The organism is Trichococcus sp., assembly GCF_049589555.1.
In the GTDB taxonomy this organism is placed as follows: Bacteria; Bacillota; Bacilli; order Lactobacillales; family Aerococcaceae; genus Trichococcus.
On sequence record NZ_JBAWAZ010000192.1, the window covers coordinates 1 to 25529 of the forward strand.

General features: G+C 46.8%; 24 protein-coding genes. 20 read left to right on the forward strand and 4 right to left on the reverse strand.

All coding sequences use genetic code 11. The annotated features are described in order from the left end of the window. Positions 1-115: 115 nt before the first annotated feature. The 5 genes from WBV27_RS07405 to WBV27_RS07425 all read left to right on the forward strand — a co-directional run bounded on the left by WBV27_RS07405 (position 116) and on the right by WBV27_RS07425 (position 6980). Complete coding sequence (locus WBV27_RS07405; protein WP_424200785.1) at positions 116-1288, forward strand: sialidase family protein; 1173 nt, start codon at positions 116-118, stop codon at positions 1286-1288. A 103-nt stretch (positions 1289-1391) separates the two neighbouring features. Continuing rightward, the gene (locus WBV27_RS07410) at positions 1392-2678 is read left to right on the forward strand and encodes an SLC13 family permease (RefSeq protein WP_424200787.1); all 1287 of its coding nucleotides are present in this window, start codon (positions 1392-1394) and stop codon (positions 2676-2678) included. Positions 2679-2768: 90 nt separating this feature from the next. Continuing rightward, a complete protein-coding gene (locus WBV27_RS07415; protein WP_424200789.1) occupies positions 2769-4424 on the forward strand; it encodes an alpha/beta hydrolase family esterase in 1656 nt (551 codons plus the stop codon). After that, a complete protein-coding gene (locus WBV27_RS07420; protein WP_424200791.1) occupies positions 4405-6210 on the forward strand; it encodes a PHB depolymerase family esterase in 1806 nt (601 codons plus the stop codon). Before WBV27_RS07415 ends, WBV27_RS07420 begins: the two co-directional genes overlap by 20 nt. Before the next feature lie 14 nt (positions 6211-6224). Further along, complete coding sequence (locus WBV27_RS07425) at positions 6225-6980, forward strand: SDR family NAD(P)-dependent oxidoreductase (protein ID WP_424200793.1); 756 nt, start codon at positions 6225-6227, stop codon at positions 6978-6980. A 100-nt stretch (positions 6981-7080) separates the two neighbouring features. Here WBV27_RS07425 and deoD read toward each other — a convergent pair whose 3' ends face one another. Together deoD and WBV27_RS07435 are read right to left on the reverse strand one after the other, a co-directional pair. Further along, the gene (gene deoD, locus WBV27_RS07430; RefSeq protein WP_086629871.1) at positions 7081-7785 is read right to left on the reverse strand and encodes a purine-nucleoside phosphorylase; all 705 of its coding nucleotides are present in this window, start codon (positions 7783-7785) and stop codon (positions 7081-7083) included. Positions 7786-7953: 168 nt separating this feature from the next. Further along, positions 7954-8610: a Crp/Fnr family transcriptional regulator gene (locus tag WBV27_RS07435; protein WP_424200796.1), complete on the reverse strand. Its 657-nt coding sequence runs from the start codon at positions 8608-8610 to the stop codon at positions 7954-7956. 49 nt (positions 8611-8659) lie between these two features. On the opposite strand from WBV27_RS07435, the gene deoB reads away from it, so the two are divergent. From deoB to WBV27_RS07475, 8 genes are all read left to right on the forward strand, one after another. Further along, the gene (gene deoB / locus WBV27_RS07440) at positions 8660-9832 is read left to right on the forward strand and encodes a phosphopentomutase (protein ID WP_424200798.1); all 1173 of its coding nucleotides are present in this window, start codon (positions 8660-8662) and stop codon (positions 9830-9832) included. A gap of 25 nt (positions 9833-9857) precedes the next feature. Next, positions 9858-10889: a BMP family lipoprotein gene (locus WBV27_RS07445; RefSeq protein ID WP_424200800.1), complete on the forward strand. Its 1032-nt coding sequence runs from the start codon at positions 9858-9860 to the stop codon at positions 10887-10889. Between the two features lie 13 nt (positions 10890-10902). After that, positions 10903-12435: an ABC transporter ATP-binding protein gene (locus WBV27_RS07450; RefSeq protein WP_424200802.1), complete on the forward strand. Its 1533-nt coding sequence runs from the start codon at positions 10903-10905 to the stop codon at positions 12433-12435. 4 nt (positions 12436-12439) lie between these two features. Then, positions 12440-13510 (forward strand): ABC transporter permease, encoded by a 1071-nt coding sequence (locus tag WBV27_RS07455; protein ID WP_424200804.1) that lies wholly within the window; start codon positions 12440-12442, stop codon positions 13508-13510. Further along, a complete protein-coding gene (locus WBV27_RS07460) occupies positions 13511-14458 on the forward strand; it encodes an ABC transporter permease (RefSeq protein WP_424200806.1) in 948 nt (315 codons plus the stop codon). Beyond that, on the forward strand, positions 14458-15750 hold the full coding sequence (locus WBV27_RS07465; protein ID WP_424200808.1) for an NCS2 family permease: 1293 nt from the start codon (positions 14458-14460) through the stop codon (positions 15748-15750). Before WBV27_RS07460 ends, WBV27_RS07465 begins: the two co-directional genes overlap by 1 nt. A 497-nt stretch (positions 15751-16247) precedes the next feature. Continuing rightward, positions 16248-16538 (forward strand): hypothetical protein, encoded by a 291-nt coding sequence (locus WBV27_RS07470; protein WP_424200810.1) that lies wholly within the window; start codon positions 16248-16250, stop codon positions 16536-16538. 33 nt (positions 16539-16571) lie between these two features. Next, the gene (locus WBV27_RS07475) at positions 16572-17639 is read left to right on the forward strand and encodes a hypothetical protein (protein ID WP_424200812.1); all 1068 of its coding nucleotides are present in this window, start codon (positions 16572-16574) and stop codon (positions 17637-17639) included. Positions 17640-17726: 87 nt separating this feature from the next. On the opposite strand, the gene WBV27_RS07480 is transcribed toward WBV27_RS07475, so the two are convergent. Both WBV27_RS07480 and WBV27_RS07485 read right to left on the reverse strand, forming a co-directional pair. Continuing rightward, a complete protein-coding gene (locus tag WBV27_RS07480; protein WP_424200814.1) occupies positions 17727-18134 on the reverse strand; it encodes a type II toxin-antitoxin system death-on-curing family toxin in 408 nt (135 codons plus the stop codon). Continuing rightward, positions 18131-18382 (reverse strand): AbrB/MazE/SpoVT family DNA-binding domain-containing protein, encoded by a 252-nt coding sequence (locus WBV27_RS07485; protein WP_424200816.1) that lies wholly within the window; start codon positions 18380-18382, stop codon positions 18131-18133. Before WBV27_RS07485 ends, WBV27_RS07480 begins: the two co-directional genes overlap by 4 nt. A 246-nt stretch (positions 18383-18628) precedes the next feature. Between WBV27_RS07485 and WBV27_RS07490 the strand changes: the two genes are divergently transcribed. The 7 genes from WBV27_RS07490 to WBV27_RS07520 all read left to right on the forward strand — a co-directional run. Next, positions 18629-19612, forward strand: a complete 984-nt coding sequence (locus WBV27_RS07490; protein ID WP_424200818.1) for a LacI family DNA-binding transcriptional regulator — start codon at positions 18629-18631, stop codon at positions 19610-19612. Continuing rightward, positions 19605-20510 (forward strand): ribokinase, encoded by a 906-nt coding sequence (rbsK, locus tag WBV27_RS07495; protein ID WP_424200820.1) that lies wholly within the window; start codon positions 19605-19607, stop codon positions 20508-20510. The genes WBV27_RS07490 and rbsK overlap by 8 nt, the downstream gene beginning before the upstream one ends. Beyond that, a complete protein-coding gene (rbsD, locus tag WBV27_RS07500; protein ID WP_086629881.1) occupies positions 20485-20880 on the forward strand; it encodes a D-ribose pyranase in 396 nt (131 codons plus the stop codon). The genes rbsK and rbsD overlap by 26 nt, the downstream gene beginning before the upstream one ends. A gap of 11 nt (positions 20881-20891) precedes the next feature. Beyond that, positions 20892-22373 carry a sugar ABC transporter ATP-binding protein gene (locus tag WBV27_RS07505; protein WP_424200822.1) on the forward strand — a complete coding sequence of 494 codons (1482 nt, stop codon included), beginning with the start codon at positions 20892-20894 and terminating at the stop codon, positions 22371-22373. Continuing rightward, entirely contained in the window at positions 22374-23348 is a 975-nt protein-coding gene (locus WBV27_RS07510) for an ABC transporter permease (RefSeq protein ID WP_424200824.1), read from the forward strand. An 11-nt stretch (positions 23349-23359) separates the two neighbouring features. Next, entirely contained in the window at positions 23360-24289 is a 930-nt protein-coding gene (locus WBV27_RS07515) for a substrate-binding domain-containing protein (protein ID WP_424200826.1), read from the forward strand. Positions 24290-24568: 279 nt separating this feature from the next. Continuing rightward, positions 24569-25529, forward strand: a 961-nt coding sequence (locus tag WBV27_RS07520) for an ATP-grasp domain-containing protein (RefSeq protein WP_424200828.1), incomplete at its 3' end; no start/stop codon positions are given.

A 25529-nucleotide genomic window follows, 5' to 3' on the forward strand; every position in this document is an offset into this window, starting at 1 on the left:
AACAAGTCGGCATGGGCCTTGTAACCATGCCGCTTGTGACTCGAAGGAATGTAAACGTTAGCAAAACGGGATTCAGAATATAGACCAGAAGAATTCAATTATAGGAGGAATTATAGTGGCAGTGAAATTACCAAGTGTTAGACAATCGGAACCAAATGGTGTGGTGTATCGCGATGAATTTTTGAATGTGGACTTTGCTTTGATTCCCACTGGAGGAAAAAATACAGCGCATGCTCCGGCTTTGATCGAAACCGAAGATGGCGGCCTATTATGTGCTTGGTTCGCCGGCAGTTTTGAAGGCAGCGGCGACATTTCTATCGCTGTTTCAAAATTGGACCCGGAAACGCAAGTCTGGTCAGTGCCTGAGATTGTGTCTAAAGGGCTTGACCGCAGTGAACAAAATCCTGCTTTCTTCAGAGCACCGGATGGCCAAATTTGGTTGATCTACACTTCTCAAGTAAGCCGTCAAGAAGGCAAAGACAATATGCAATTCACTTCCATCATCATGGTTCAAAAATCAAGTGACGAAGGTCAATCTTGGGGAGAACCGGAAGTGCTGTTCGCAAGCGAGGGAACTTTCTCAAGACAAGCTATCCAAATCTTGAGCAACGGGCGTTGGATTTTCGCCACTTGGTTATGCGAAGACTCCCCGGAAGGCTTGACCAATGACCCGACTGAATTCCAAGTATCGGATGATCAAGGCCAAACTTGGAAAGCGGTACGCATGCCGGACAGCAACGGCCGCGTGCATGCCAATGTGATTGAATTCGAAGCAGGCCATCTGGTAGCCTTCATGCGCAGCCGTTTCGCTGATCATGTGTATACGAGTGAATCCCATGATTTTGGCGACAGCTGGACAGTTCCGGAAGCGAATGTATTGCCGAACAACAACGCAAGTGTCAGCGCTATTAAGTTGCAAACGGGTGAAGTGGCTTTGGCTTACAACGTGAACGCAGCCAACCATGCTGAATTCGGAAAAGTAGCTTGGCCAGGCCTGCGTAACCCAGTTGCCGTTTCTGTTTCAGAAGACTTCGGCAAAACGTGGCCAATCGGAAGAGTCTTCGAGTGTGCAGAAGGATTCATCGGGATCGAAAACAAAACCAATAATGCGCAATACGAATATCCAACCCTTTACCAAGACAGCAAAGGCATCCTGCACCTTGTGTACGCATACAAGAACAGGATTTGCGTAAAATATGTTCGTTTCACAGTGGAAGATCTGTTCGGAGAAAAGAGAGAAACGGAAGGATTGTACAATCCGACTTCAGGAGCAGGCGTAGAAAAATAGTAAGGGCTGATCCGACGCGGTCATCGGATGACCGCGTCGAGATAAAGCCAAGTCAACAAAATATCCAATCAACTTAGTCATGAAAGAAAGAGGAGATGTAAAAATGACACTACAAATGATTCTCGCCCTTGGTATCTTAATTCTTATGATCGTAATGATCATGTCCGACAAATTTGCTTTCGGTGCACCACCGCTTATGGCCTGTCTGCTGTTGGTAGTTACCGGTCTGTCCACTGTTCAGGAAGCTTTCGCAGGCTTCATCAACCCAAGCGTCGTTATGGTCGCTGGCTTTATGGTCGTAATGGCAGGACTTATGAAGACCAGCCTTATCAACAATGTTCAGTCCGCTATGGTCGCTCTCGTAAACAAGGGCGGTTACAAGAGTTATGCCCTTCTATTGGTGGTTGTTATGCTTGGTGCCAGCCTTGCGGGTGCCGGTTCAACTGGTTATTATGTACTTATTCTATCTTTGGTATCCACTATCCCTTACAACAAAAAAATGCCTACATCCAAGCTGATGATGCCTTTGGGCTTTGCAACGAACCACCCTTTGATTCCTTTCAACGTCGCGCTCTTCTATGGGGTAACTGTCAGCGTACTTGAGAGTGCAGGTTATACCGGCGGGCTTTCTATGCCGAGATTTGCTATCGTGAATTTCATCCTGGCTCTTGGTTTCTTGGCATGGAGCTTGGTTGCTTACCGTCTGCTGCCGGATCATCCGATCATGCAAGCTGCTGAAGATGGAGTGGAGGTTCAGGAAACCAAAGCGCCAGTCATGCCTGCATGGAAAGAATTCATCACCATCGCTGCCTTTATCATCAGTGTCATCGGTATGATGCTTATGAGCGTATTGGGCAATGCTGCCTTTGTCATTCCTGGTATTGCTGGAGCAATCTTGCTTATCATCGATGTGCTTGACTTCAAGGAAGTCCGTGACAATATGGGTGCCCCTGTAATCATTATGATGGCTGGTGTTATCGGTGTAGCTGATGCGCTGGCTAACTCTGGATTCACCGTTATGATCGGGGATGTTGTGGCGAAAACATTGGGCAACAACATCAATCCATTCATCCTTATCCTTATCTTCGCGCTTTTGACCAGTACCAGTGCTACTTTTACTGGATCAAATATGGGTTCTGTCTATATCTTTGCGCCGATCGCTATCGCAACCAGCATGAGCTTGGGACTGAATCCTGTCGCAGCCGCAGCTGCCGTTGTCGTATCCGGATGGAATGGCGGCTACATGCCGGTAGATGGTATGCCTGCCATGATCCTGGGTATGGGTAAATACAAGCTTCCGGAATTCTGGATGTTCTCCGTACCGATGTACCTGATCCGTATTCTTGCCCTATGTGTAGGCGCGATGATTATGTTCCCTGTAAACGGATAATCTGACGCAAGGAACATTTTGTTAAAGGGGCTGTCTCATTCGAGACAGCCTTTTATACGTTAACTTTCAATACGACTGGGAAGGGTGAATATGATGATTGATATTATTTCCACAAAAGCATTTTACTATTATATTTCCGGTAAAGCAGGCTGTGATCCGTGTAAAACCATCTATCTTTGCGCACCAGCTGAAGCATCCACTTCAATAGAATCTGCTGAGCAGTTTGCAGTGACGTCTGGTTGGCAAACAATTGCAGAAGAACAGGAAGCAATACTTGTGGTTCCTGTGGCATTGAACGGGTGGAATGCAGAACCGGTATCCCTCTTGATGGACATCTATAATGAGACCAAAAACAGCTTCCATACCCGCAGTGGAGAAGCTATCTGGGGACGCACGGGAACACTATGGTGTTGGGAGACGATCCTGTATCTGGTAGGTTATGAAGAGGGTGCAACGTTTGCGGGCAATGTACTAATCAGTCATCCGAATCTGTTTGCAGGAGTGTCATTGGTTAACGGTGTACCCAATGACTATTCTAAAGCAGAGGCACCGTCTAGTCATTGGATGGTAAAAACGGTGAGTGAAGACTACGCTGTGAAGAACAGTGAAATCCCTGTACATCTTTGGTTGTTTGAAGAAAACGAAGAAGTAGCGCAAAAAGCAGTAGACTACTTTGGCAACAGCAGATCCAATGATAACCCGGCAGAACAGGTTCGTCTTTTCGTGGGTGACTATTCCTCGGAGGATGCCAGGCTGAGCCAGATGATTTTTGAAGAATGCTTCAACCATGTAATTCGCTGGAAGAACAGCCCGGATGGGACTCTTGCTCAGATAGACAGCAAGAAAGAGTTTTATGCAGATCCTCGTTTTATCCGAAAAACAGCAGTTGCAGGGGAGCGCAGTTATGATTATTTTATTCATCTGCCCGAGAAGAAGACTGTCGATCAAGTTAAGGGGCTTCCGCTGGTGTTTACGCTCCATGGAAGAGGGGAACCGGCTTGGATGTTCACAACAAAAAACGGATGGGACATATTAGCGGATGAGACTCAGGAATTTGTACTGGTGTCTCTTGATTCACCGGGAAATATTTGGTTTGTGCTTCGAGATAATGAAGTGTTCGAGAAAGTAATTGCACAGATGATTGAAGAATATCGAATCGATGAGACTCGTGTGTATTTGACAGGTTTTTCTAACGGAGCAATAATGACTCGTGAAATGGCATATTGCCGACCGCATCTATTTGCCGGCATCTCGCCAAGCAATGGTCCGTGGTTTGATTCACGTAGTATGCAGTTAAAGAATGACTCCAAACCGCCAAAAGAAATGGCGCCAGAAGTAGCTCAGATGATGAAAGAGTTTGAAAAGTCCGGATGGGAAATGCCTTGCGCTTTTTTCTATGGGGATAATGACCCGGCTGCAGATGCGCGGGAAAATCCAGCACTTGAATTAATGTTGCGAGTGAACCACTGTGAAGAGGAATCATCCAAAGCATACACAAAGGACAATTACTTTACACTGGATAAAGGATATAAAGAGGGCGATCGGTTTCAAACAGAAGTGTATTGCCGGGAAGATCAGAGTGCTCGCGTCTGTATCACAGTGATGAAGAACATGCCACACGGTGCAATCGCAGAAGAAGCACGCTTTACATGGGAATTTTTGAAACAATTTTGTCGGCCTAAGGGGAGCAAAAAGGTGTTAAATAAAATTGGGAAGGGTGAGTCCGATGATAGATACTATGAATGAAGTTACGCTAGTCTCACCGTTGGGCGGGAAATTGTTCCTGGAAAAGGTGGAAGGGAATGTCGCAGCTCAGAATACCCCTGAAAACAACATAGAGGTTGCTGCCGGGGGAAATCGGACGATGTATGTGTATGCCCCCGCATCAGGCTGTTTCGACCCTAAGCAGACGCAGGTGTTGATGATATTGAGGGATGAGGCGGATGAGGAATCTGCAGCAAGGGTGATGGCCTCTTACGGCCTCGATAAATTGGCTGAGGAAAAACATTTGATTTTGCTGTTCCCGAATCCGACTGAGCTGGGGTGGAACTACGCAGAGAAGGAAAATCTTGAAAATGATATGGATTTCCTGAAGCGTTGCTTTGTGAGTCTGGCTTTAGGTAAAGCAGGCGTAGCCGGGTTCAATGGGATGATTTTCTATCTCGCAACCTCGGAATCCGCTTCTGCCATGATATTCACCTTGGCATCCCTGTCGCCTGTCGATGCTGCCGGAATCATGATCTCGGATGTTCCATCCGATTATCGGATTCCTTCCGGTGCTCTGTATGCTCCACAAGTGGCTTACATCAATAGCGAAAATAATTTGGCTGAAGCGTATTTGAGAAAAAGTAACGGCATTTGCGGGATGAATAGCATAGAGGGCGGACGGCTCGCCTATTCAAACAGCAACAACGAATGCATCAGACATGTGGTTTCCAGAAAGGAGACCGATCAGGAGGAAGTCTGGTTCGCTTGGGAATATCTTTTTTCCGAAACAAGACGTTGGCGAAACGATACTTTTGGCACCTATCAGAGACGGACAAACTTCTCGGAGCGAGGTTTCGAGCAGCATGTGGACGCAGCGCTGCCTGGTTTGACGGATGACTCAACGCACACCTGGTATGAATATGTTCCCCCGCAACTGAGGGGCAGCCATGAAAAAGTTCCGTTGGTCATCTATTTCCATGGAATCGGCTGTGTGCCGCTTTACGGTGCCGAGCAGAGCGGATGGCATGATATCGCCGACAGGGACAATTTCATTGTGGTTTATCCCCAGCCTTCGATAGAAAAAAGATGGAATGTTTGGGACGATGACCGTTTGCCAAGCGACTTGGCCTTCATTTTTGCGTTGATGAAGTATCTGGAAGGGAAATATGCCATCGATCCAACCAGAATCTATCTTTCCGGTTTCTCGATGGGAAGCATGATGACGAATGCATTGGCTGCCGCGTATCCGGAAAAATTTGCCGCAGCAGCACCATGCAATGCCCCGCATCTGGGCTATTTATCAACGCTGTCCGGGATGGCACCACTCATCATGAAATTGAATCCCAAATCGAATATCCGCAATCTTACGTTGGAGCCGGAAGGTAAGGAATCCGCAGTGAAAAGACTGGCGGATTCCAAAAAGCAGGCATTTGATTACCGGATGCCAGTCATCCAAAATATCGGCCTGTTGGATTTGGAGTGGTCCTTGACGGATCCGGACGGGCCATGGAGAAAAACGTTCGATTACTGGATGGACTATAACGGCATTGCCGACCAAGAATTTGAGGCTGAGAGCCCATATGAATCTGGATTGATCGCGGATGAAAATATGTATGAGGGTCTGGACCAACGCTTTTTGCATCATAAATGGCACAGCGAAGATTTCCCGGGCAAGCCTCTCTACGAATTGATTTATGCGAAAAGGATGCCGCATGCTGTCGATCTGAGGCAGATTGAATTGGCGTGGGAGTTCATGAAGCAGTTTGCGAGGAACGGGGATGGCTCATTGGTTTTGGTGGATGAGGTGCAGCGGATAAATGTGTAAGGAGTGTGGAAAAGATGAACAGCGATTCATTCAAAGATAAAATGGTTCTGATCACTGGCGGTGGCCAAGGCATCGGTAAGGAAATAGCGTTGGCGTTTGCAAAGGCAGGGGCTTCTCTGGCAATCATCGGCAGGGATCCGGCAGCTTTGGAAGAGACGCAAAAAGAGATCATCAGTTTGGGCGGGGAGTGCCGCTATTTCCAGGGGGACATTTCGGATGAACAAGCTTGCCAGGAAATCGTTGGAAAAGTAGTGGACACATATGGAAGAATCGATGTGTTGATAAATAATGCCGGGATCATGAAACGAACCGGAACTTTGGATACAAGCAACGATGAATGGAGAAGCGTCATTGATGTGAATCTCAACGGCGTCTTTTACCTGTCGAAACTTGTGCTGGCTGGAATGAAGGAAAGAAAAGATGGCAATATCATCAATATCACCTCCGCTAATGGCGTCACGCCGCATCCGAACGCGTCTCCAAGTTACGGGGCTTCAAAGGCTGCCGTGACTTATTTGACCAGGCATTTCGCGATGGAATTTGCGGGTGATGGCATCCGCGTGAACGCGATCCAATGCGGTCCGATTGAATCGAAAATGACCGATCAATGGTCGGATGAATACCGTCAGAAATCGCTGGGGAACATTCCGTTGGCAAGGCTAGGGACTGCGCAGGATGTGGCTGCTGCCGCTCTGTTTTTAGCATCCGAAGAGTCCACGTTCATAACCGGCTCAAGCCTGAATCTGAGTGGCGGGAAGTTGATGCAGTAGAGAATGGTCCCCCAATACAAGACGAAATCACCAAAAAAGCTGATTGCATAACCGCAATCAGCTTTTTTCTGTGGAACAAGCGCTTTTTTAAGTCTTAGTATTACTCCTGAATAGCTGCTTCCAGCGCAACTATAATCATATCGTTGAATGTTGTTTGACGTTCTTCGCTGGAGGTCAATTCGCCGGTGATCAAGTGATCGCTGACTGTCAGGATGCTGAGTGCTTTGACATGGAATTTAGAAGCCAAGTAATAAAGCCCCGCTGTTTCCATTTCGACCCCGAGTACGCCATATTTGCTCATATTGTCTGTGATATTGGAATCACTGTAAAAGCTGTCAGATGAGTAGACATTTCCGACATGGATGTTCATTCCTTGTTCTTTCCCGAGCGTGTAGGCTTTATTGATCAAGTCATAATTTCCGATCGGCGGGAAATAGGCTGGCGCGAAATCTTTGTAGATCATGGAAGAGTCCGTTGCCGCCGCTTGTGCGATGATGACGTCGCGGATATGCACATCTTCTTGGATAGCACCGCATGTACCGATACGGATCAAGTTTTTGGCGCCAAAATCATTGATCAATTCATGGATGTACAAGGTTGCGGAGGGCATCCCCATTCCCGTACCTTGCACCGATATTTTTTTGCCCTTGTAAGTGCCCGTATAGCCCAGCATATTCCTGACGGTGTTATAGCACACCGCATCCTCCAAGAATGTTTCCGCGATATACTTCGCACGAAGCGGATCCCCCGGTAATAGAACGATTTCCGCGATTTGCCCTTTTTCTGCATCAATGTGAAGACTCATAATGATTTCCTCCTCTTTAGTGGTTAGTACCAATGATAGAGCAAAGGAGGATGAAGCGTTATGAAATCGCTCTCAGCGTAAGTGTGAGGATGTTCACACTTATTTTGTTAAAGGGTTCATTCTTGGAAAGCGTTTTCTTTGTTAACATGAAGGCACGACATCAGGGACTTAGATGTTTGCGTAAGCTTCCAACTTTGAAAGGTTCAGGATGCGGATCTTTTTTGATTCCAAAGCGATGATTTTTTCGTCCTGCAGATCTTTGAATGTCTTTGAGACGGATTCCCGGGTCGCGCCGATGATGCTGGCGATCGTGCTTTGGTTTGTATGCTGGATGATCAGATCAGTGGAAGCCTCACTGTTTTCGATAAAGTTAAGCAGGGTACGACAGACGCGGGTGTGGACGCTATGGAATGTGAGATTCTGTATTTGTCTGTTCAATGCTTTAAAGCGTTGGTTATAAATACGGAAGATATTTTTCAGAAGGGCTTTATTTTCATAGATCAAGGTAGTGAAATCTGCTTGGGATAAATAGTAAATTTCTCCATCTTCAATCACTTCCACAGAAGATAGGGCATTGCCATCCGAAAAAAGTTCGATTTCTCCAAGCACTTCGTGTTTTTTTACGAAACCGAGTATGAGCTCTTTCCCCTCATGCATGCGATAAACTTTCAGCATGCCGCTCTTGATGATGTAAATTTTTTCGATGGGATCATCCTCGAAGATAAGCATGTGGTTTTTCTTGTACTTCCTCGATGGGAGCTTCGAAAGGATGGTTTGTACTTGTTCGTCGGTCATGCCATCAAATAGTTGAATACTTTTACTCATAATTTCACCTCATTCAAAATTGTAACATGAAACAGAAAGGAAGGGTATCGTGAAAAGTAAACGAATACATTTGGTCGTTTTGGACTCTGTTGGGATTGGGGAGGCTCCCGATGCGGCAGTTTTCCAAGATAGCGGGGCACACACCATAGGCCACATTGCCGAGAATATGGCATTGCGGCTGCCCCATCTCGAAAGCTTAGGGTTAGGCAATATCGCCGACATAAAAGGGATAGAAAAGGTGAACCCAAGCAAAGCCTATTGGACAAAGTTGGCTGAAAAGAGCGCAGGAAAAGACACGATGACAGGCCATTGGGAAATTGCGGGCCTGCAGATCGATACGCCCTTCAGGGTATTCCCGGATGGCTTCCCCGAGGAACTGTTGGAAAAAATATCGTCCTACTCAGGCAGAAAAATCATCGGCAACAAACCCGCTTCGGGAACAGCCATCCTGGATGAGCTGGGGCCGGAACAAATGGAGACGGGAGCATTGATCGTTTACACATCCGCTGACCCTGTCCTTCAGATTGCAGCACATGAGGGTATCATCCCGTTGGACGAACTGTATGATATCTGCGAATATACGCGCCAGATCACAAAAGATGATCCCTATATGATCGGCCGGATCATCGCACGGCCATACATCGGCGAACCCGGTTCCTTCCAACGGACGGCGAACCGGCATGATTACGCACTGAACCCCTTCGGTAAGACCGTGTTGGATCAGCTGAAAGACAACGGGAAGGACGTCATCGCCGTCGGGAAAATCAACGACATCTTCAATGGACAAGGCATCACCAAGGCCATCCGGACAAAGAGCAATATGGACGGCGTGGATCAGTTGCTGAAGGTGATGGGCGAACCGTTTGAAGGGCTTTCATTTACAAACTTGGTCGACTTCGATGCGCTTTATGGGCATCGCCGGGATGTTGAAGGATATGGGGAAGCTTTAATGGCATTTGATGCCCGAATGCCGGAAATACTTGATCAAATGGTCGAAGATGACTTGTTGATCATTACGGCAGATCATGGAAACGATCCGACAGCACCGGGAACGGATCACACGCGTGAATATGTACCGTTGCTTGTCTATTCAAAACAATTGGTTCAAGCAGGTGAATTGACCATAGCCCAGCATTTTGCGGATATTTCCGCAACCATCGCGGATAATTTCGATGTACCACAAGCAGAACACGGGAAAAGTTTTTTGGCGGAGCTAAAATAAAAAACAAATCATAGGAGTGATTCAGATGAAAAAATTTACAGTTAAAACGATTGGTCTTTCTTTATTGGCAACAACCCTATTAGCGGCCTGCGGAAACGGTGGCTCAAGCGACAGCAGTGAGAGCGGCACAACTGCCGGAAAAGAGTTTAAAGTCGGGATGGTGACGGATTTGGGCAGTGTGAATGACAAGTCCTTTAACCAAAGCGCTTGGGAAGGATTGCAAAAGTTGCAAGCAGACTTCGGCTACGATGTGAAATATCTTGAACCACAATCCGATGCGGAAGTGGAACCGAGCTTGCTGCAATTCGTCAACAGCGGCACGGACTTGACCTGGGCAACGGCAGCAACGTTGGCGGATGCCGTTACAAACATAGCCAAAAACAATCCCGATGCCAAATTGGGAATTGTCGATGCCGATATCGAAGGGATCGACAATATCGTATCGATTTCATTCAAGGAGAATGAAGGGGCATTCCTGGCGGGAATTGTGGCAGCAAGCATGTCTGAAACCGATAAGATCGGATTTATCGGTGGAATGGAAATCCCTGTTATCCAACGCTTCCAAGCCGGTTTTGAAGCCGGAGTCCGTGAAATCAATCCGGATGCGCAAATCGTTGTTAACTATGCGGGGGTATTCAACCGTGTGGATATCGGGAAATCCGCTGCCTCCACCATGTACAACGATGGTGTGGACGTAATCTTCCATGCTGCAGGCGGAACTGGGAATGGTATTTTCAATGAGGCACAAGAACGTTTCAAAGCTGGCGAAAAAGTTTGGGTTATTGGCGTCGATAAAGATCAGTCCTTGGAATTCGGGAATGATGTTACATTGACATCCATGATCAAGAACGTTGACAATGCAGTCTATGAAATATCCAAACAAGCTGCCGACGGGGAATTCCCGGGTGGACAAGTGGTGCGTCTAGGATTGGCTGAAAATGGTGTTGGTTTGGCTGATACTTCCGATATCAATGTGCCAAAAGAAGTACTGGATGTAGTGGAAAGCTATAAGGAAAAAATCATTTCAGGAGAAATCACAGTGCCTGAACAGCCGTAAGGAGAATACTATGATGAATCAAACGAAGGTCGAGAAAGTATTGGAATTAAAGCACATCACAAAGAAATTTGGCGATTTTGTCGCTAATGATGATATTTCGCTGACAGTAGGACGTGGAGAAATCCACGCTCTGCTTGGTGAAAATGGGGCTGGAAAATCCACTTTGATGAATGTGGTGTTCGGGATGTATCAACCAGATGGCGGTGCCATATCGGTTTATGAAAATGAAACGAAGATTGAGAACCCGAATCATGCCATTCACCTCGGCATCGGGATGGTCCATCAACATTTTAAACTGATCGAAAATTTTACCGTGACCGAAAACATCATTTTAGGGATGGAACCAAAGGACGGAATCCGGATTAACATGAAGGCAGCAGTGAAGGAAGTCAGCGATATCTCCACGAAGTACGGGTTGAAGGTGAATCCGACCAGTAAAATCGAGGATTTGCCCGTTGGTATGCAACAAAAAGTTGAAATCTTAAAATGCCTTTATCGCGGTGCCAATCTGTTGATTTTTGATGAACCGACGGCGGTGTTGACCCCGGATGAAATTGGGGAACTGCTCCAGATCATGAAAAAATTAGTGGCGGAAGGCAAGTCCATCATTCTGATCACCCACAAACTGAATGAGATCATGAAAGTAGCCGACAAATGCACCGTCATCCGCAAAGGGAAATTCATCGCCAGCGTGGATGTGGCTGAAACGAATGAAGAACAGCTTGCCGAGTTGATGGTCGGAAAGAATCTTTCCCGTGAAATCGAGAAAGCGGCATACAACCCGCAAGCGACCGTGTTGGAAATCACGAACCTTACTTCGTTCAGTGCCAGCAAGAAGCGGATTTTGGACGACGTTAATCTGACCGTAGCGGCCGGCGAAATTTTAGGGATTGCCGGGGTGGATGGGAATGGGCAGAGTGAATTGGTGGAAGCAATCGTTAAGATGCGCGCATTCGATGAGGGGGATGTCCTTATCAATGGCGTCTCCATCAAAGAGAAATCCACGCGTGAAATCTATGAATCCGGTGTGAGCTATGTGCCGGCCGACAGGCATAAACATGGCCTTGTTTTGGATAACGATATAGCCGAAAACCTGATTTTGATCGAATATTACAAGGAAAAGCATAACCAAGGAATCAAACTGGACAAAGTGCGGATGTATGAAGAAGCGCGGGAAGCGATGCAAAACTATGATATCCGCGCTGAAAATGAATATACGGTTGTGCGGGGCATGTCCGGCGGTAATCAACAAAAAGTCATCCTATCGAGGGAAATCAGCCGCGACCCGAAACTCCTGATCATCGTGCAGCCGACAAGAGGTCTGGACATAGGCGCCATCGATTTTATCCATCGCCAAATCGTGCGTTTGCGTGACAAAGGAGTCGCTATCTTATTGGTTTCTTTCGAATTGGAGGAAATTTTGACCTTGTCAGACCGGATAGCAATCATCTTCGACGGTAAAATCGTGGGGGAAACAAAACCAGAGACAACTAACGACAGAGAGCTGGGTCTGATGATGGCTGGTAAAGGATCGGGTGAGGAATGATACCATGGAAAAAGTGAAAAAAAAGACAAAAAACAGTAATGTAATGGTTCCAATCATCGCCATACTGATTGCACTCGTTATCGGAGCAATCGTGATGGTCATCGGTGGGTACAATCCGCTGGTTGCCTATCAGTCGTTGGTTACAAAAGTATTCGGCTCGGTTTATGATATCGGGGAAACGATTCGTGCCATCATTCCGCTGCTTTTGAGTGGCCTAGCTGTTGCGGTGGCCAATAAAGCGGGTGTATTCAACATCGGGGTGGACGGCCAGATCATTATGGGTGCCGTCAGTTCCCTTTTGGTCGGTACGCTCATCGAGATGCCGCCTATCTTGCACGGCATTGTGGCAATCTTTGTCGGTGTCGTTGCGGGTGGATTATGGGGCGTTTTGGTTGCGGGCCTCAAGACCAAATTTGGGATCAATGAGGTCATCAGCTCGATCATGCTGAACTATATCGCTTTGTATTTCAGCCATATTTTGATCAAGAATTTCGCGGCTCAGGAAGGAACGGCACGTTCTGCCATGATCAAAGAATCGGCTGGCATCACGTTCCCTTCCCTGAATGAAGTATTCAATGGCGCACGTATCCATTGGGGATTCTTTCTGGTCCCGTTCATTATCTTTGCTTTTTACTACTTCTTTGAGAAGACCCGCTGGGGGTACGAAACCAAAGTCGTAGGCTTGAATCCGAATGCAGCTTCCTATGCCGGCATCCGCGTGAACCGCATCATGACCCGCACGATGTTCCTTTCCGGGGCTTTGGGGGGCTTGATCGGTACTTTGGATACGCTGGGTGTTTATGGATATGTCGCAATCAGTTCCTCCACAAGCGGTATAGGCTTCGATGGTGTGGCCATTGCGTTGCTTGGCGGGAATTCCGCGTTGGGAACTACCTTGTCCGGGATCCTGATCGGGGCTTTGAATTACGGTTCGCAAGGGATGCAGTTCGGTGCAGGCGTGCCGAGCGAAATCATCGGTATTGTGATATCGCTGATTATTTTCTTTGTGGCAGCACCCGGGATCGTCAAAGCAGTATTGCCAAAGAAACAATTGCGTAAAGAGGAGGCGAAATAGATGGTAGCCAATATTATAAGCGGGAGTTTGATTTTTGCTACAGCACTGTTGTTCGGTGCGCTCGGTGGGATGCTCAGCGAGCGGGCCGGCGTCACCAACTTAGGGGTGGAAGGATTCATGATTTCTGGGGCTTTCTTCTCCGCTATCGGCGCCAACTTCGCCGAATCGATGGGAATGGGCGGGTTCAGTCCATGGATAGGTTTATTATCGGCCTTTGTGTTCACTTCTTTGTTCTCAGCGATGCATGCGTTGGCGACACTGAAATACAAGGCTGATCATGTCATCAGTGGGGTGGTCATCAACCTGTTGGCAGCGAACTTCACCTTTTTCTTGGTGAAATTGTTGTTTGATGGCGCGGCAGATACACCACGCTTACGGAATATGTTCGCAAAAGTGAACATACCGGTATTATCCGACATCCCATTCATTGGGGAGGCCTTGTTCCGTTCCTATCCTACAACCTATTTGGCCTTCATTATGGTCTTTGCCATCGGATTTTACTTCTTCCGCACACCTGCAGGCTTGCGTCTGAGAGGGGTCGGCGAAAATCCTGGATCCATCGACACTGCCGGGATCAACGTCATGAAAATTAAATTCTGGGCTGTGATGCTCAGTGGTTCGATTTCTTCCTTGGGAGGAGCGACCATTGTGTTGACGACAAACGGTAACTTTTCGTTCAATACAATCGCCGGGCAAGGTTTTATCGCGATTGCGGCAGTCATTCTGGGACGCTGGAACCCATACGGCGTCATGATGGGAGCGTTACTTTTTGGATTCGCACAATCGATCAAGGACCAGATCCAAATCTTGGATTTTGCGAGTGCCATCCCGACTGAATTCTTCTATATGTTGCCATACATCGTGACCTTATTGGCGCTTATCTTCACAGGAAGAAAAACCAGGGGACCAAAAGCGCTGGGTGTCCATTATGACGCGAGCGTGAGATGATGGAGCTATTGCAAGAACTGTTTCGTGTGAAAGAGAAAGGCAGTTCCTTACGAACCGAAATGTTGGCGAGTGCGACTTCCTTTTTCTCTATTGTGTATATTGTTGCCGTCAATGCGCTGATTTTGTCTCAAGCCGGCATGGACTATAATTCTGTTGTGATTGCGACGATACTGACAACGGCCATCAGTAACATTCTGATGGGTTTGTATGCCAATTCCCCTTTGATACTTGCTCCAGGAATGAGTGACAATGCCTTCTTCACCTACATCTTGGTTGGTGCTTTTGCGTTTACTTGGCAAGAAAGCTTATCGATTATCTTCATTGTCGGTTTGCTCTTCTTCCTGTTGACGCATTTCAACGTGGTCGATCAACTCCTTCGCTCCATCCCGGTGACCTTGATTAAAGGGATGAGCGCGGGAGTCGGTTTCTTCTTGATATTCCTCGGTTTGAAGAACGGCGGAGTCATCGTATCCTCAGAGGGTACGATCGTGGCCCTGAATAATATTTTTCAACCGGTCCCGTTGACGCTGTTGGCTACCCTGTTGGTCGGACTGATTCTGTTTGTCAGAAATGTAAAAGGCAATTTTTTATTAACGATTATTTTCGGTGTTCTCGTTTCCATTGTTTTAGGGGTAACGGACATCAGTTCATTTTCCTATTCCTTTATCGATCTGGGTTCCTTGGAGCCGTTCATCTTTCAACTTGATTTTTCGGGCGTTCTGTCGATGGATTATTGGGTTGCCGTATTTTCGCTCTTGATTTTGGTCGTTTTCCAAAATTTAGGAACGCAGGTCAGTTTTTTGACATCCGAACAACCCAAAGTGTTGAAACGAACGCTTGAATCGAATGCCTTGTCAGTGATGGTTGCTGGTTTATTGGGATGCAGCTCCACCTGCACGAGTGCGGAAGGCGCAACGGGCATCGCTGTGGGAGGAAGAAGCGGATTGACATCCTTCATGGTGGGCGTCTATTTTCTGTTCACCATTGCGTTGATTCCCTTCATTGCCCTTATTCCGCTAGCGGTCATCTCAGCTTTACTCATCATTGTGGGATCCTTGTTGGCTGCCAACAATCTGAAAGGCATCAATTTTGATGATTTCACTGAATATTTCCCGGCTATATTGATGGTGCTGATGATGGTGTTGACGTTCAACATCGCGGACGGCATCGGCTGGGGATTTATTCTGTACACTTTCATCAAAGTGTTCTCAGGTGATCGGCAAGCTGTTTCAAAAATGATGTACGGATTGACGGGCATCTTTGTTCTGTATTTTGTGCTGAAATTCATTTAAAAAAGGCAAAAAGCTGGTCTCTTTTGGAGATTGGCTTTTTGCCTTTTGATCGAGATGCAGGGTTGCGGGGCTTATACGGAGTAAATCGCTGCACCCGCCGGTTCTGCACCTGAAAAAAACTGTATAGTAGGATGAGATTGTCGAATAGTTGGAGGCTATTCGACAATCTATCCTCAGCGCACGGCGAAATTGTCGAATGTCAGAAGACATTCGACAATTTTCCTCCAACGCAAGACGAAATAATCGAATGCAGGAGGGCTATTCTACTATTTGAACCTGCTGCGCTTTTTTACTTTGTCTTCCGGTCAAGACTTCATAACGGCTGTCTTCGCAAGGGGCATGAAAGTCAATTATATAAAAATATTCACATAGTGGATTGCACTATATATGTAGGTGTATGATAAGGGCATCGAAAGGTTGCAACCGTTTCGGATACCCATTTGTTTTTTGAGCACTGTCCCTTCGGAGTTGTTATTCAGAGGAATGGAGTGTTGAAAATGACTAGACAAAAAAATCAGATAATGGTCCAAAGTAAGTTCATCTGCCAGGAATGCGGAGCGCAGATGGTGCTTTACCGGAAAAGAGCGGAACAGCGCAAATTGGGGCACATCAAGCACATGCATTGCCCGAATTGCAAGGAAACAAGGGCCTTCACGGAAATCAAGGATTGGGACCGGAATGTCATTTTCTGGGAAGATTACCAAAAGGCGCTATTGACCGAAGAGGAAACGGACGAACTCTGGGATGCACTGTGGGCGCGCAGTTCTGAATCATTATTGCACGGCTGAATGGGATGAAAGTTTAAAGGGAGGCCATTTTGGATGTATGAGGACAATATTTTTGAGAGTCATGAGTATGCAGCAGAAATTGCTTTCGGAATGGATTGGCCAGCCTTATTGGATGAACTGCGCGATTATGAAACGCCTGAGGAGAGACTGAGTGAATTGGCTGCTCAGGATGAAGGCTTTCCGTTCCTTGAACTGCATTTTCAGGAGCTGAGGTATCTGAATCTGATGGATGAACAGTCTTATGTTATCGAAAATGAATCTGCAGAATTCTACACAAGCATGGCCAACACCTACGGCACAAGGGTGATTGATGGGATCGAATATGCCATAATGGACAATTTCGCGTATCATTATTTTCACGAAATGATGACTGTTGAGGCGGTGGACCGCCAAGGAAGACAGTTCGTCATGATTTACGGCATGCCCGATAATTGGCAGGAAATTGAGAAACAGGTAGAGGAAAAAGCCTGGGACCCCGGTGAGGAGGACGAAGAGGCGGCAGCTGGCGGTACCGAGATGTGGGAGTACCCGGATATGATCATAAGTATGATCGATTTCCGCAACGAAATCATCAATCGGGCAGCGCAGGAATTCCGAAAAAATGGCGTCCCACTGGAACTGAATTTCCTCTCCAAACGGATGTTCATCGAGGATGTGCTTGCCTCGTGGGCGGCTACTTGTCATATGCCGGGGATTGTCGCGGCCTTTGAACAGCTCTCTGCGAACTTCAGCGATGTCGACCATTTGGCGTTTTCGATGGATGAGAAAAGGATCCATATTTTTTATGCTGATATGGATGAAACGATCGAGCATATGCTTACGACTTGCGGTAGGATAGCGCACGGATCGGCAAAACCGACCGGAATCGGTGAGGTTTTTTATGACACTTATTTGGATCGGATCGAGCGGGCGCTGTTTGAATTGATTTTTCTCGTCAACAAACCCGCCGATGAACTGGCTTTCGTGAGCGGGGTCGCGATGCAACGATTGGATGCGATTAGGGCAGGTGAACTGGAGTTGGGAGAACTGAACTTGGATGAGGTCAACCGGCTGATGCTCAGTTTCCCGGAATTGCTGAATTTGGATTGGCTGTTCGCTTGAATGCTGATGGATAGTTCGGATTTTTCAAAAATAGAATGTCCTATCATTACGCCAGCGAGGCATTATGATAGGACATTCACGGAAAAGTTATTCTATTGACACACTATTTGCTCTGATCCATGCGACAATCTGGTTATGGGGAATAGATTGAGTTCCTCTATTAGCAGCGATAGAAACCGTGAAATCTTCAGCTGATTTATTATTGGCGGTAAGCTTCATACCATTTAATTTAAGAAATGTAGTCAGTGAAATCAGTGCAGTCCTTTTGTTAGCATTATAAAAACAATGTTTGTTAATTAGCTGCTCAAACAATATGGCTGCTTTATCTTCTATAGTAGGGTAGAGTTCCTGTCCAAACACATGTTGTTTTGGTTGCTCCACGCACATATTTAATGCAGTAGGTTCTTTAATCCCCGTTTGTTCTTTAGGACTGTACTTTTTGATTTGTATGGAATTAATTAAGAAAATTTCTTTCTCTGTTAGATAGCGAGTCATCGTTCAACCAAATTTCTTAATGCTTCATCATATTCAGCCATAGATTCCTGCACCATGGCTAAGAAATCTGTAGAGACGGCCTGCGACCTATTTTCTTCAGCTGCCTTCCGGATTTCTACACGATCGTTATTTAGTATAAATTCAACTTTGTCTCCTACTTGAATGTTTAGTTTGGTGAGGACATCTGGTGGCAGAGTGGTAATGATGCTATGACCTGATTTTCTTGTAGATCGTTTGATGGTTTCCATTCAGAACACCCCTTTCAATGATTGTAGTATATACGTATTTACGTATATATGCAAATGTTTAAGAAGTAAGTTGTATTTAAACAAGTCATTTTATTCTAGGCGCCATGGCTAGTATCATTATAGCGGTGTTCGGTATTTGCATTTTGTCATAATTTTTTCGCACACAGGGGTTGCAAACGATTTCGAGGCGTGTTATATTATTTGTGTAATCGGTTACACATTTACAACCAGCGGAGGTGAAGGAGAATGGCGACTATCAAGGAAGTTGCAGAATTGGCAGGTGTATCCGTCGCAACAGTGTCAAGGTTCATGAACGACAGCGGATATGTGGGGAAGGCTTCACGCGAAAAGGTCGAAAGAGCAATCAAGCTATTAGATTTTTCGCCGAATGAAGTTGCGCGGTCCCTCTATCAGAAAAAATCCAAGCTGATTGGATTGCTGCTGCCGGATATCGCAAACCCATTCTTCCCATTGGTTGCTAAAGGTGTGGAAGATAAAATCAACGAGAGTGGCTACAGCCTCATCCTTGGGAATGTGCAAGGGGATGTCGAAAAGGAAAAAGAGTACCTGAAGATTTTTGCGCAGAACAATGTGGCTGGCGTCTTGTCCGCAGTACATGGGAGCACAAAAGAATTCCACGGCATGCCATTTGTTCTGTTGGACCGTGTCAACGAAGATATTGAATTTGCTGTTTACACCGACAATTTCCACGGTGGAGAATTGGCAGCGCAAGCCATCTGTGATCGGCAAGCGAAGCATGTTGTGATCATGGTCGGGCCGAAGGATGTTCCCAGCTCGCATGAGCGTCTGGCAGGTAATCTGAAGGTGCTGAATGAAAGGAATATTCCTTATCAGCTGTATCAAACAGATACGTTCCAATTCGATTCGGCAGAAAAGACTGCGCAGCATTTTTTGGATCAATTTCCTCATGCGGACAGCGTGATCGCGTCCAATGACGTGTATGCATTGGCGGTCATGAAGGAAACGGTGAAAAGGGGGATCCGTATCCCTGAAGAATTGCAGATCATCGGTTACGACGATATGCCATTTGCGGCTTTGGCATTTCCCGGACTGTCGACGATAGCCCAGCCAGCTTATGAGATAGGCTATCAAGCAGCAGATCTTCTGTGCAGACACATCGAAAATAAAATTATTCCGAAAAAAAGGATACAATTGCCTGTAACTTTAATAATAAGAGAATCAATGAGGGAGAAGATGGAAAATGGGTAATATTATGGTGCTAGGAAGTATTTCAACAGATTTTGTCGTCACAGCCGACAGACGCCCGGAAACGGGGGAAACCATCACAGGGAAGGACTTCACGACTACATTCGGAGGAAAAGGCGCTAACCAAGCAGTTGCCAGTGCGCGCTTGGGCGGACACGTTTCGATGGTAGGGACTGTAGGAAATGATCTGTTCGGTACGGAACTGATCGAAAACCTGAAAAGCAACGGGATTGATACAAGCAATGTGGAACGGGTTACACATTTACCTTCAGGGTCAGCCCACATCACGATTGTCGATGGCGATAACGCGATCATTTATATCCCGGGTGCGAACAACGCATTCGAGAGCGCAAGGCTGCAAAATCTGGAAACAGAACTTGAGAAAGTCGAGCTGATGGTCATCCAGAATGAGGTGCCGCAAGAGATTGTCGAAGCCGTTATCGGACTGTGCTTTGAGAAAGGTGTAAAAGTGCTCTACAATCCTGCACCCGCAAGAACAGTGGATGAGGCTTTATTGGAGAAAGTTACTTTCATGACACCAAATGAGAGCGAATACAAAATCATGTTCCCTGAATTATCCCTTTCGGAAGGGATCAAGAAATATCCTGGGAAACTCATCGTCACACTTGGCTCCAAAGGCGTCTGCTATCATGATGGCTCGGTTGAACGGAACGTTCCGGCATATGTTGTCGGACCAGTGGACACTACCGGAGCGGGGGACACGTTCAATGGTGCCTTTGCGGTAGGCATCGCAACAGGATTGGATATCGAAGCCAGCCTGCAGCTCGGGAATCTGGCAGCGGCATTATCCGTACAGAAATTTGGAGCGCAAGGCGGCATGCCGACACTAGCTGAACTGAAGGAGAATGAACATTATGAAAAAACATGGAATCTTGAATAGTGATATCGCAAAAGTTTTGGCAGATTTGGGACATACAGATAAAGTTGTGATCGGTGATGCAGGTCTTCCGATACCGGAAGGCGTCAAAAAGATTGATTTATCCATACGTTTGCACGAGCCTGCCTTTCAGACGATTCTGGAGTTGCTGATGGAAGAGATGGAAGTGGAAAAAGTATTTTTGGCTGAGGAGATAAAGGAGCAGAATCCGGACCAATTCGAGCGGACTATGGAGCGGTTGGCGGGCGTTGAGGTTGCCTTCGTCACTCATGAGACCTTTAAGGAAATGACGGGTGATGCTAAAGCCATTATCCGCACAGGGGAAGCGACACCTTATTCCAATATCATACTGCAATCAGGAGTCCTATTTTAGGAGGGAAACAAATGGAAGTTGTGATGAAAGGAATCACGAAAAGCTTTGGTACCAACTACGTATTGAGGGGCGTTGACTTCACCATCAAAGCGGGTGAAGTGCATGCCTTAATGGGGGAAAACGGGGCCGGCAAATCGACACTGATGAATATTTTGACTGGCCTTCATAAGCCGGATGCAGGCGAGATCTTGATTGATGGCACCCAAAAGCAATTTGATAGCCCTAAGGAAGCGGAGAAATTCGGGTTGAGCTTTATTCATCAAGAAATGAACACGTGGCCTGAAATGACGGTAGTCGAAAATTTGTTTTTGGGAAATGAAATCCAAAACGCTATCGGATGGATCGACAACAAGAAAATGAGGGCGCTTGCCATTGAGACGTTCCGTGAGCTGGGTGTATCCTTGAATCTGGATGAAGAAGTGAAGAATTTGTCGGTAGGGCAGCAACAGATGATCGAAATCGCGAAGTCCTTACTTTCCGATGGTGAAGTGATCATTATGGATGAACCTACAGCAGCCTTGACGGAAAGGGAAATCGAGGTATTGTTCAGGATTATCCAGAACCTGAAGCAAAAGAATGTGGCCATCATCTACATTTCCCACAGAATGGAAGAAATCTTCAAAATCAGTGACCGCATCACGGTCATGCGTGACGGTGTATCCGTTGACACGAAGCGGACAGCTGACACTAGCAACGATGAAGTGGTGCGTAAAATGGTCGGCAGGGACCTCGCTGATTATTATCCGGCGAAGACCTCCAAAATCGGACCTATCGTCTTCGAAGCAAAGAAACTTTCATCGGAACGGAAATTCCAGGATGTGTCCTTCCAAGTGAAAGCAGGGGAAATCGTTGGTTTTTCGGGACTCATGGGAGCAGGACGGACTGAAATCATGCGGAGCATCTTTGGAATCGATCCGCTCGACAGTGGTGAGATGTATCTTGAAGATAAGAAAATAACCATTTCCAGTCCAAATGATGCCATTCGTCAAGGCATCGGATTCTTGACGGAGAACCGGAAAGAAGAAGGTTTGATTCTCGATTATTCCATCAGTGAAAACATCAGCCTTCCTTCAATAGACGGTTTCCGTAAGAATGGCCTGATCGACACACAAGCCGAGAAGGATTTTGTTGAACTGCTGATGGAACGCTTGAAGGTCAAAGCTGAAGGCTGTGATGATATTGTTTCCGGACTATCCGGAGGGAACCAACAGAAGGTCGTTTTGGCCAAATGGATCGGCATCGGCTCCAAAGTCTTGATTTTGGACGAACCGACGCGCGGTGTGGATGTAGGCGCCAAACGTGAAATCTATCAATTGATGAATGAACTGGCGGACAGAGGCGTTGCCATCGTTATGGTTTCGAGTGATTTGCCTGAGGTGCTTGGTGTAAGTGATCGCATTGTGGTTGTCCATGAAGGAAAAATATCCGGTGAGTTGCAGCGTGGAGAGGCGACAGAAGAGAAAATCATGAAATTAGCAACGGGGGTAATGTAAATGAATCTAGGAATACAAGCCTTAAAAAGTAACAAAGAAAAGGGCCCAGCAAAAAAAAAGCTGAATAAATTGGGACCTTTACTCGCATTAGTTGTGCTTGTCATATTTGTCACCATCATGAACCCGAGCTTCATGTCACCCACCAATCTCCTGAACCTTTTGAGACAAGTTTCCACAAATGCACTTATCGCTTTCGGTATGACCTTTGTCATCATCACGGGTGGGATTGACCTTTCTGTAGGTTCAACGCTCGCGCTCAGCAGTGCTTTGATGGCGGGCATGATCGCTTCCGGTCTGGATCCTGTCCTTGCGATGGGAATGGGCTTGGTACTTGGTGCCTTTTTGGGAGCCTGCAATGGTGTAATGATCACAAAAGGTAAAATGGCGCCATTCATTGCGACGCTTGCAACGATGACGATCTATCGCGGACTTACTTTGGTGTACACGGATGGGAATCCTATCACCGGTATCGGGAACAGTTTCATATTCAAATATATGGGCCGAGGCTATCTTTTCGGCATTCCTTTTCCGGTTGTTGTGATGCTTCTCTTCTTCGGAGTGTTGTATGTGCTTTTGCATAAAATGACATTCGGCAGAAAGACGTTCGCACTTGGTGGGAATGAGAAGGCTGCGTTCATTGCCGGCATCAAGAGTGACCGCATCAAAATCGCCATCTATTCCATTTCCGGACTGATGGCTGCAGTCGCTGGTATCATCATCACTTCTCGTTTGAACTCTGCTCAACCGACTGCGGGTAATGCCTATGAAATGGACGCGATCGCATCCGTTGTTCTTGGAGGAACCAGTCTATCCGGAGGACGTGGAAGGTTAGTGGGGACATTGATCGGAGCATTGATCATCGGTACGCTGAACAACGGTTTGAACCTATTGGGTGTATCGAGTTTCTATCAGCAAGTCGTTAAAGGTGTTGTCATCATCATCGCTGTTTTATTGGATCGTAAGAACAAAAAATAGGAGGAATAAAAATGAAAAAATTATTGGGATTGACTGCTGCTTCTTTGTTACTGTTGGCTGGATGCGGAGGAGCTACATTGGAAGGCGACAATGCAGAAAGTGTTGCTGTCGAAGAGAAGGAAGCTTCCGAATTGGTTGTGGGAGCCTCTATTTCAACTTTGAATAATCCGTTCTTTGTTTCACTGGAAGCCGGTATCACTGGACTAGCAGAAGAAAATGGCACGAAAATCATCAGTGTCGATGCCCAGGATGATACGGCAAAACAGACGAATGATGTGGATGACCTTATCCAACAGGGAGTCGATGTATTGCTGATCAATCCGGTTGATTCGGCTGCGATTGCTCCTGCTGTGGAAGCCGCAAACAGCGCTGGCATCCCTGTCATCACAATCGATCGTTCCAGCGATGGCGGAGAAGTGGTTACTCTGGTTGCATCAGATAACGCAGCCGGAGGAGAGCTGGCTGCGCAATACATTGTCGAATTATCAGGAGAAGGAGCCAACACAGTCCAATTGGAAGGCGTTCCCGGTGCTTCTGCAACCCGTGAAAGAGGAGAAGGCTTCGCGAAAATCGCTGAGGAGTCGTTGAATCTGTTGGACAGCCAAACAGCCAACTTCGACCGCGCTGAAGGGCTGACTGTTATGGAAAACATGCTGCAGGCGCATGCGGATATCCAAGCGGTATTTGCTCAAAATGATGAAATGGCATTGGGTGCCATCGAAGCGATCGAAGCTGCCGGTTTGACCGGGAAAATCCAAGTGGTCGGCTTTGACGGAACGGAAGATGGCATGAATGCCGTTGAAGAAGGAAAAATGAGTGCGACAGTCGCACAACAACCTGAAGAAATGGGCAGATTGGCTTTACAAGCAGCCTTTGATTTCTTTGCCGGCAAGGAAGTAGATGCGTACATCCCTTCTCCGCTTGAGTTGATCAAAAAATAAATAAAGAGTGTCTTGCAGTACCTCAAAGGGACTGCAAGTAAAGAAAGCCCCTGCCCTCGCGCAACTAATGCGTGAGGGCAGGGGCTTTTTGGTGCAATCCAGTTCAGTGTGCGGTTCATGCCATTCGAGGTGTTGGTTTTTTGCGGTCTATAGCTGATCAGAATATCTCCTCGATTGTATCAATATTTTCCCTTTCTGTCTGAAAAACGCTTGTAAATATGCCGCCATAATGGTACATTCTCATTATAATCTAATGTCCGGATGAAAGAAGGGAATTCCATGAACTACGTATTTATCTCTCCACATTTTCCTAGTAATTTCAAGAATTTCGCAGTCGGTCTGAAGCGAGCAGGCGTGAATGTCTTCGGTGTCGCCAGTGAGCCGTTTGAGTTGCTGGATGCTGACTTGCGCGAGAGCCTGACCGAGTATTATCGCGTCAATGATATGGAAAATTATGACGAAATGCTGCGCGCGGTGGCTTACTTGACTTACAAGCACGGCAAGATGGACCGCATCGAATCGCACAACGAATATTGGTTGGCACAGGATGCGCGTCTGCGCACTGATTTCAACGTGTTCGGCTTCAAGAATGAGGATATGGCCTTCGTAAAACTGAAGTCCGCCATGAAAGAAAAATTCAGAGAAGTCGGCATTCGGGTAGCGCGCGGGCGTGTCATTGGCGATTATCACGATGCGCTCGGGTTATGCCACGAATACGGCTTCCCGGTCTGCATCAAGCCTGATTCCGGCGTAGGTGCGGCGGATACGCACAAGATCCGTTCAGAAGAGGAACTAGGGCACTTTTTCCATGTGAAGAATCCGTATGAGTCCTATATTCTTGAGGAATTTATCGACGGAAAGATCGTCACGTATGACGGTCTGACCGATGCCGCAGGGAATATCCTTTTTGATGCCACCCTGGTTTACGAAAAAGCTGTGCTGGAAATCGTCGAAAAGAATGCGGATATGTTCTACTATGTGGACCGCAATATGCCGGATGATCTGCGCGAAATCGGAACCAAGCTCGTTGAGGCTTTCAATGTCCGCGAGCGGTTCTTCCATTTTGAGTTTTTCCGGTTACCTGACGGCAGCCTTGTTGCCTTGGAAGCCAACCTGCGTCCGCCTGGCGGGCATACAATGGACATGTGGAACTGGGCAAATGATGTCGATCTGTATGCCGCTTATGGAAATCTGGTTGCGACCGGCAATTTCACAGCGCAGATGAACACGCCTTACTATT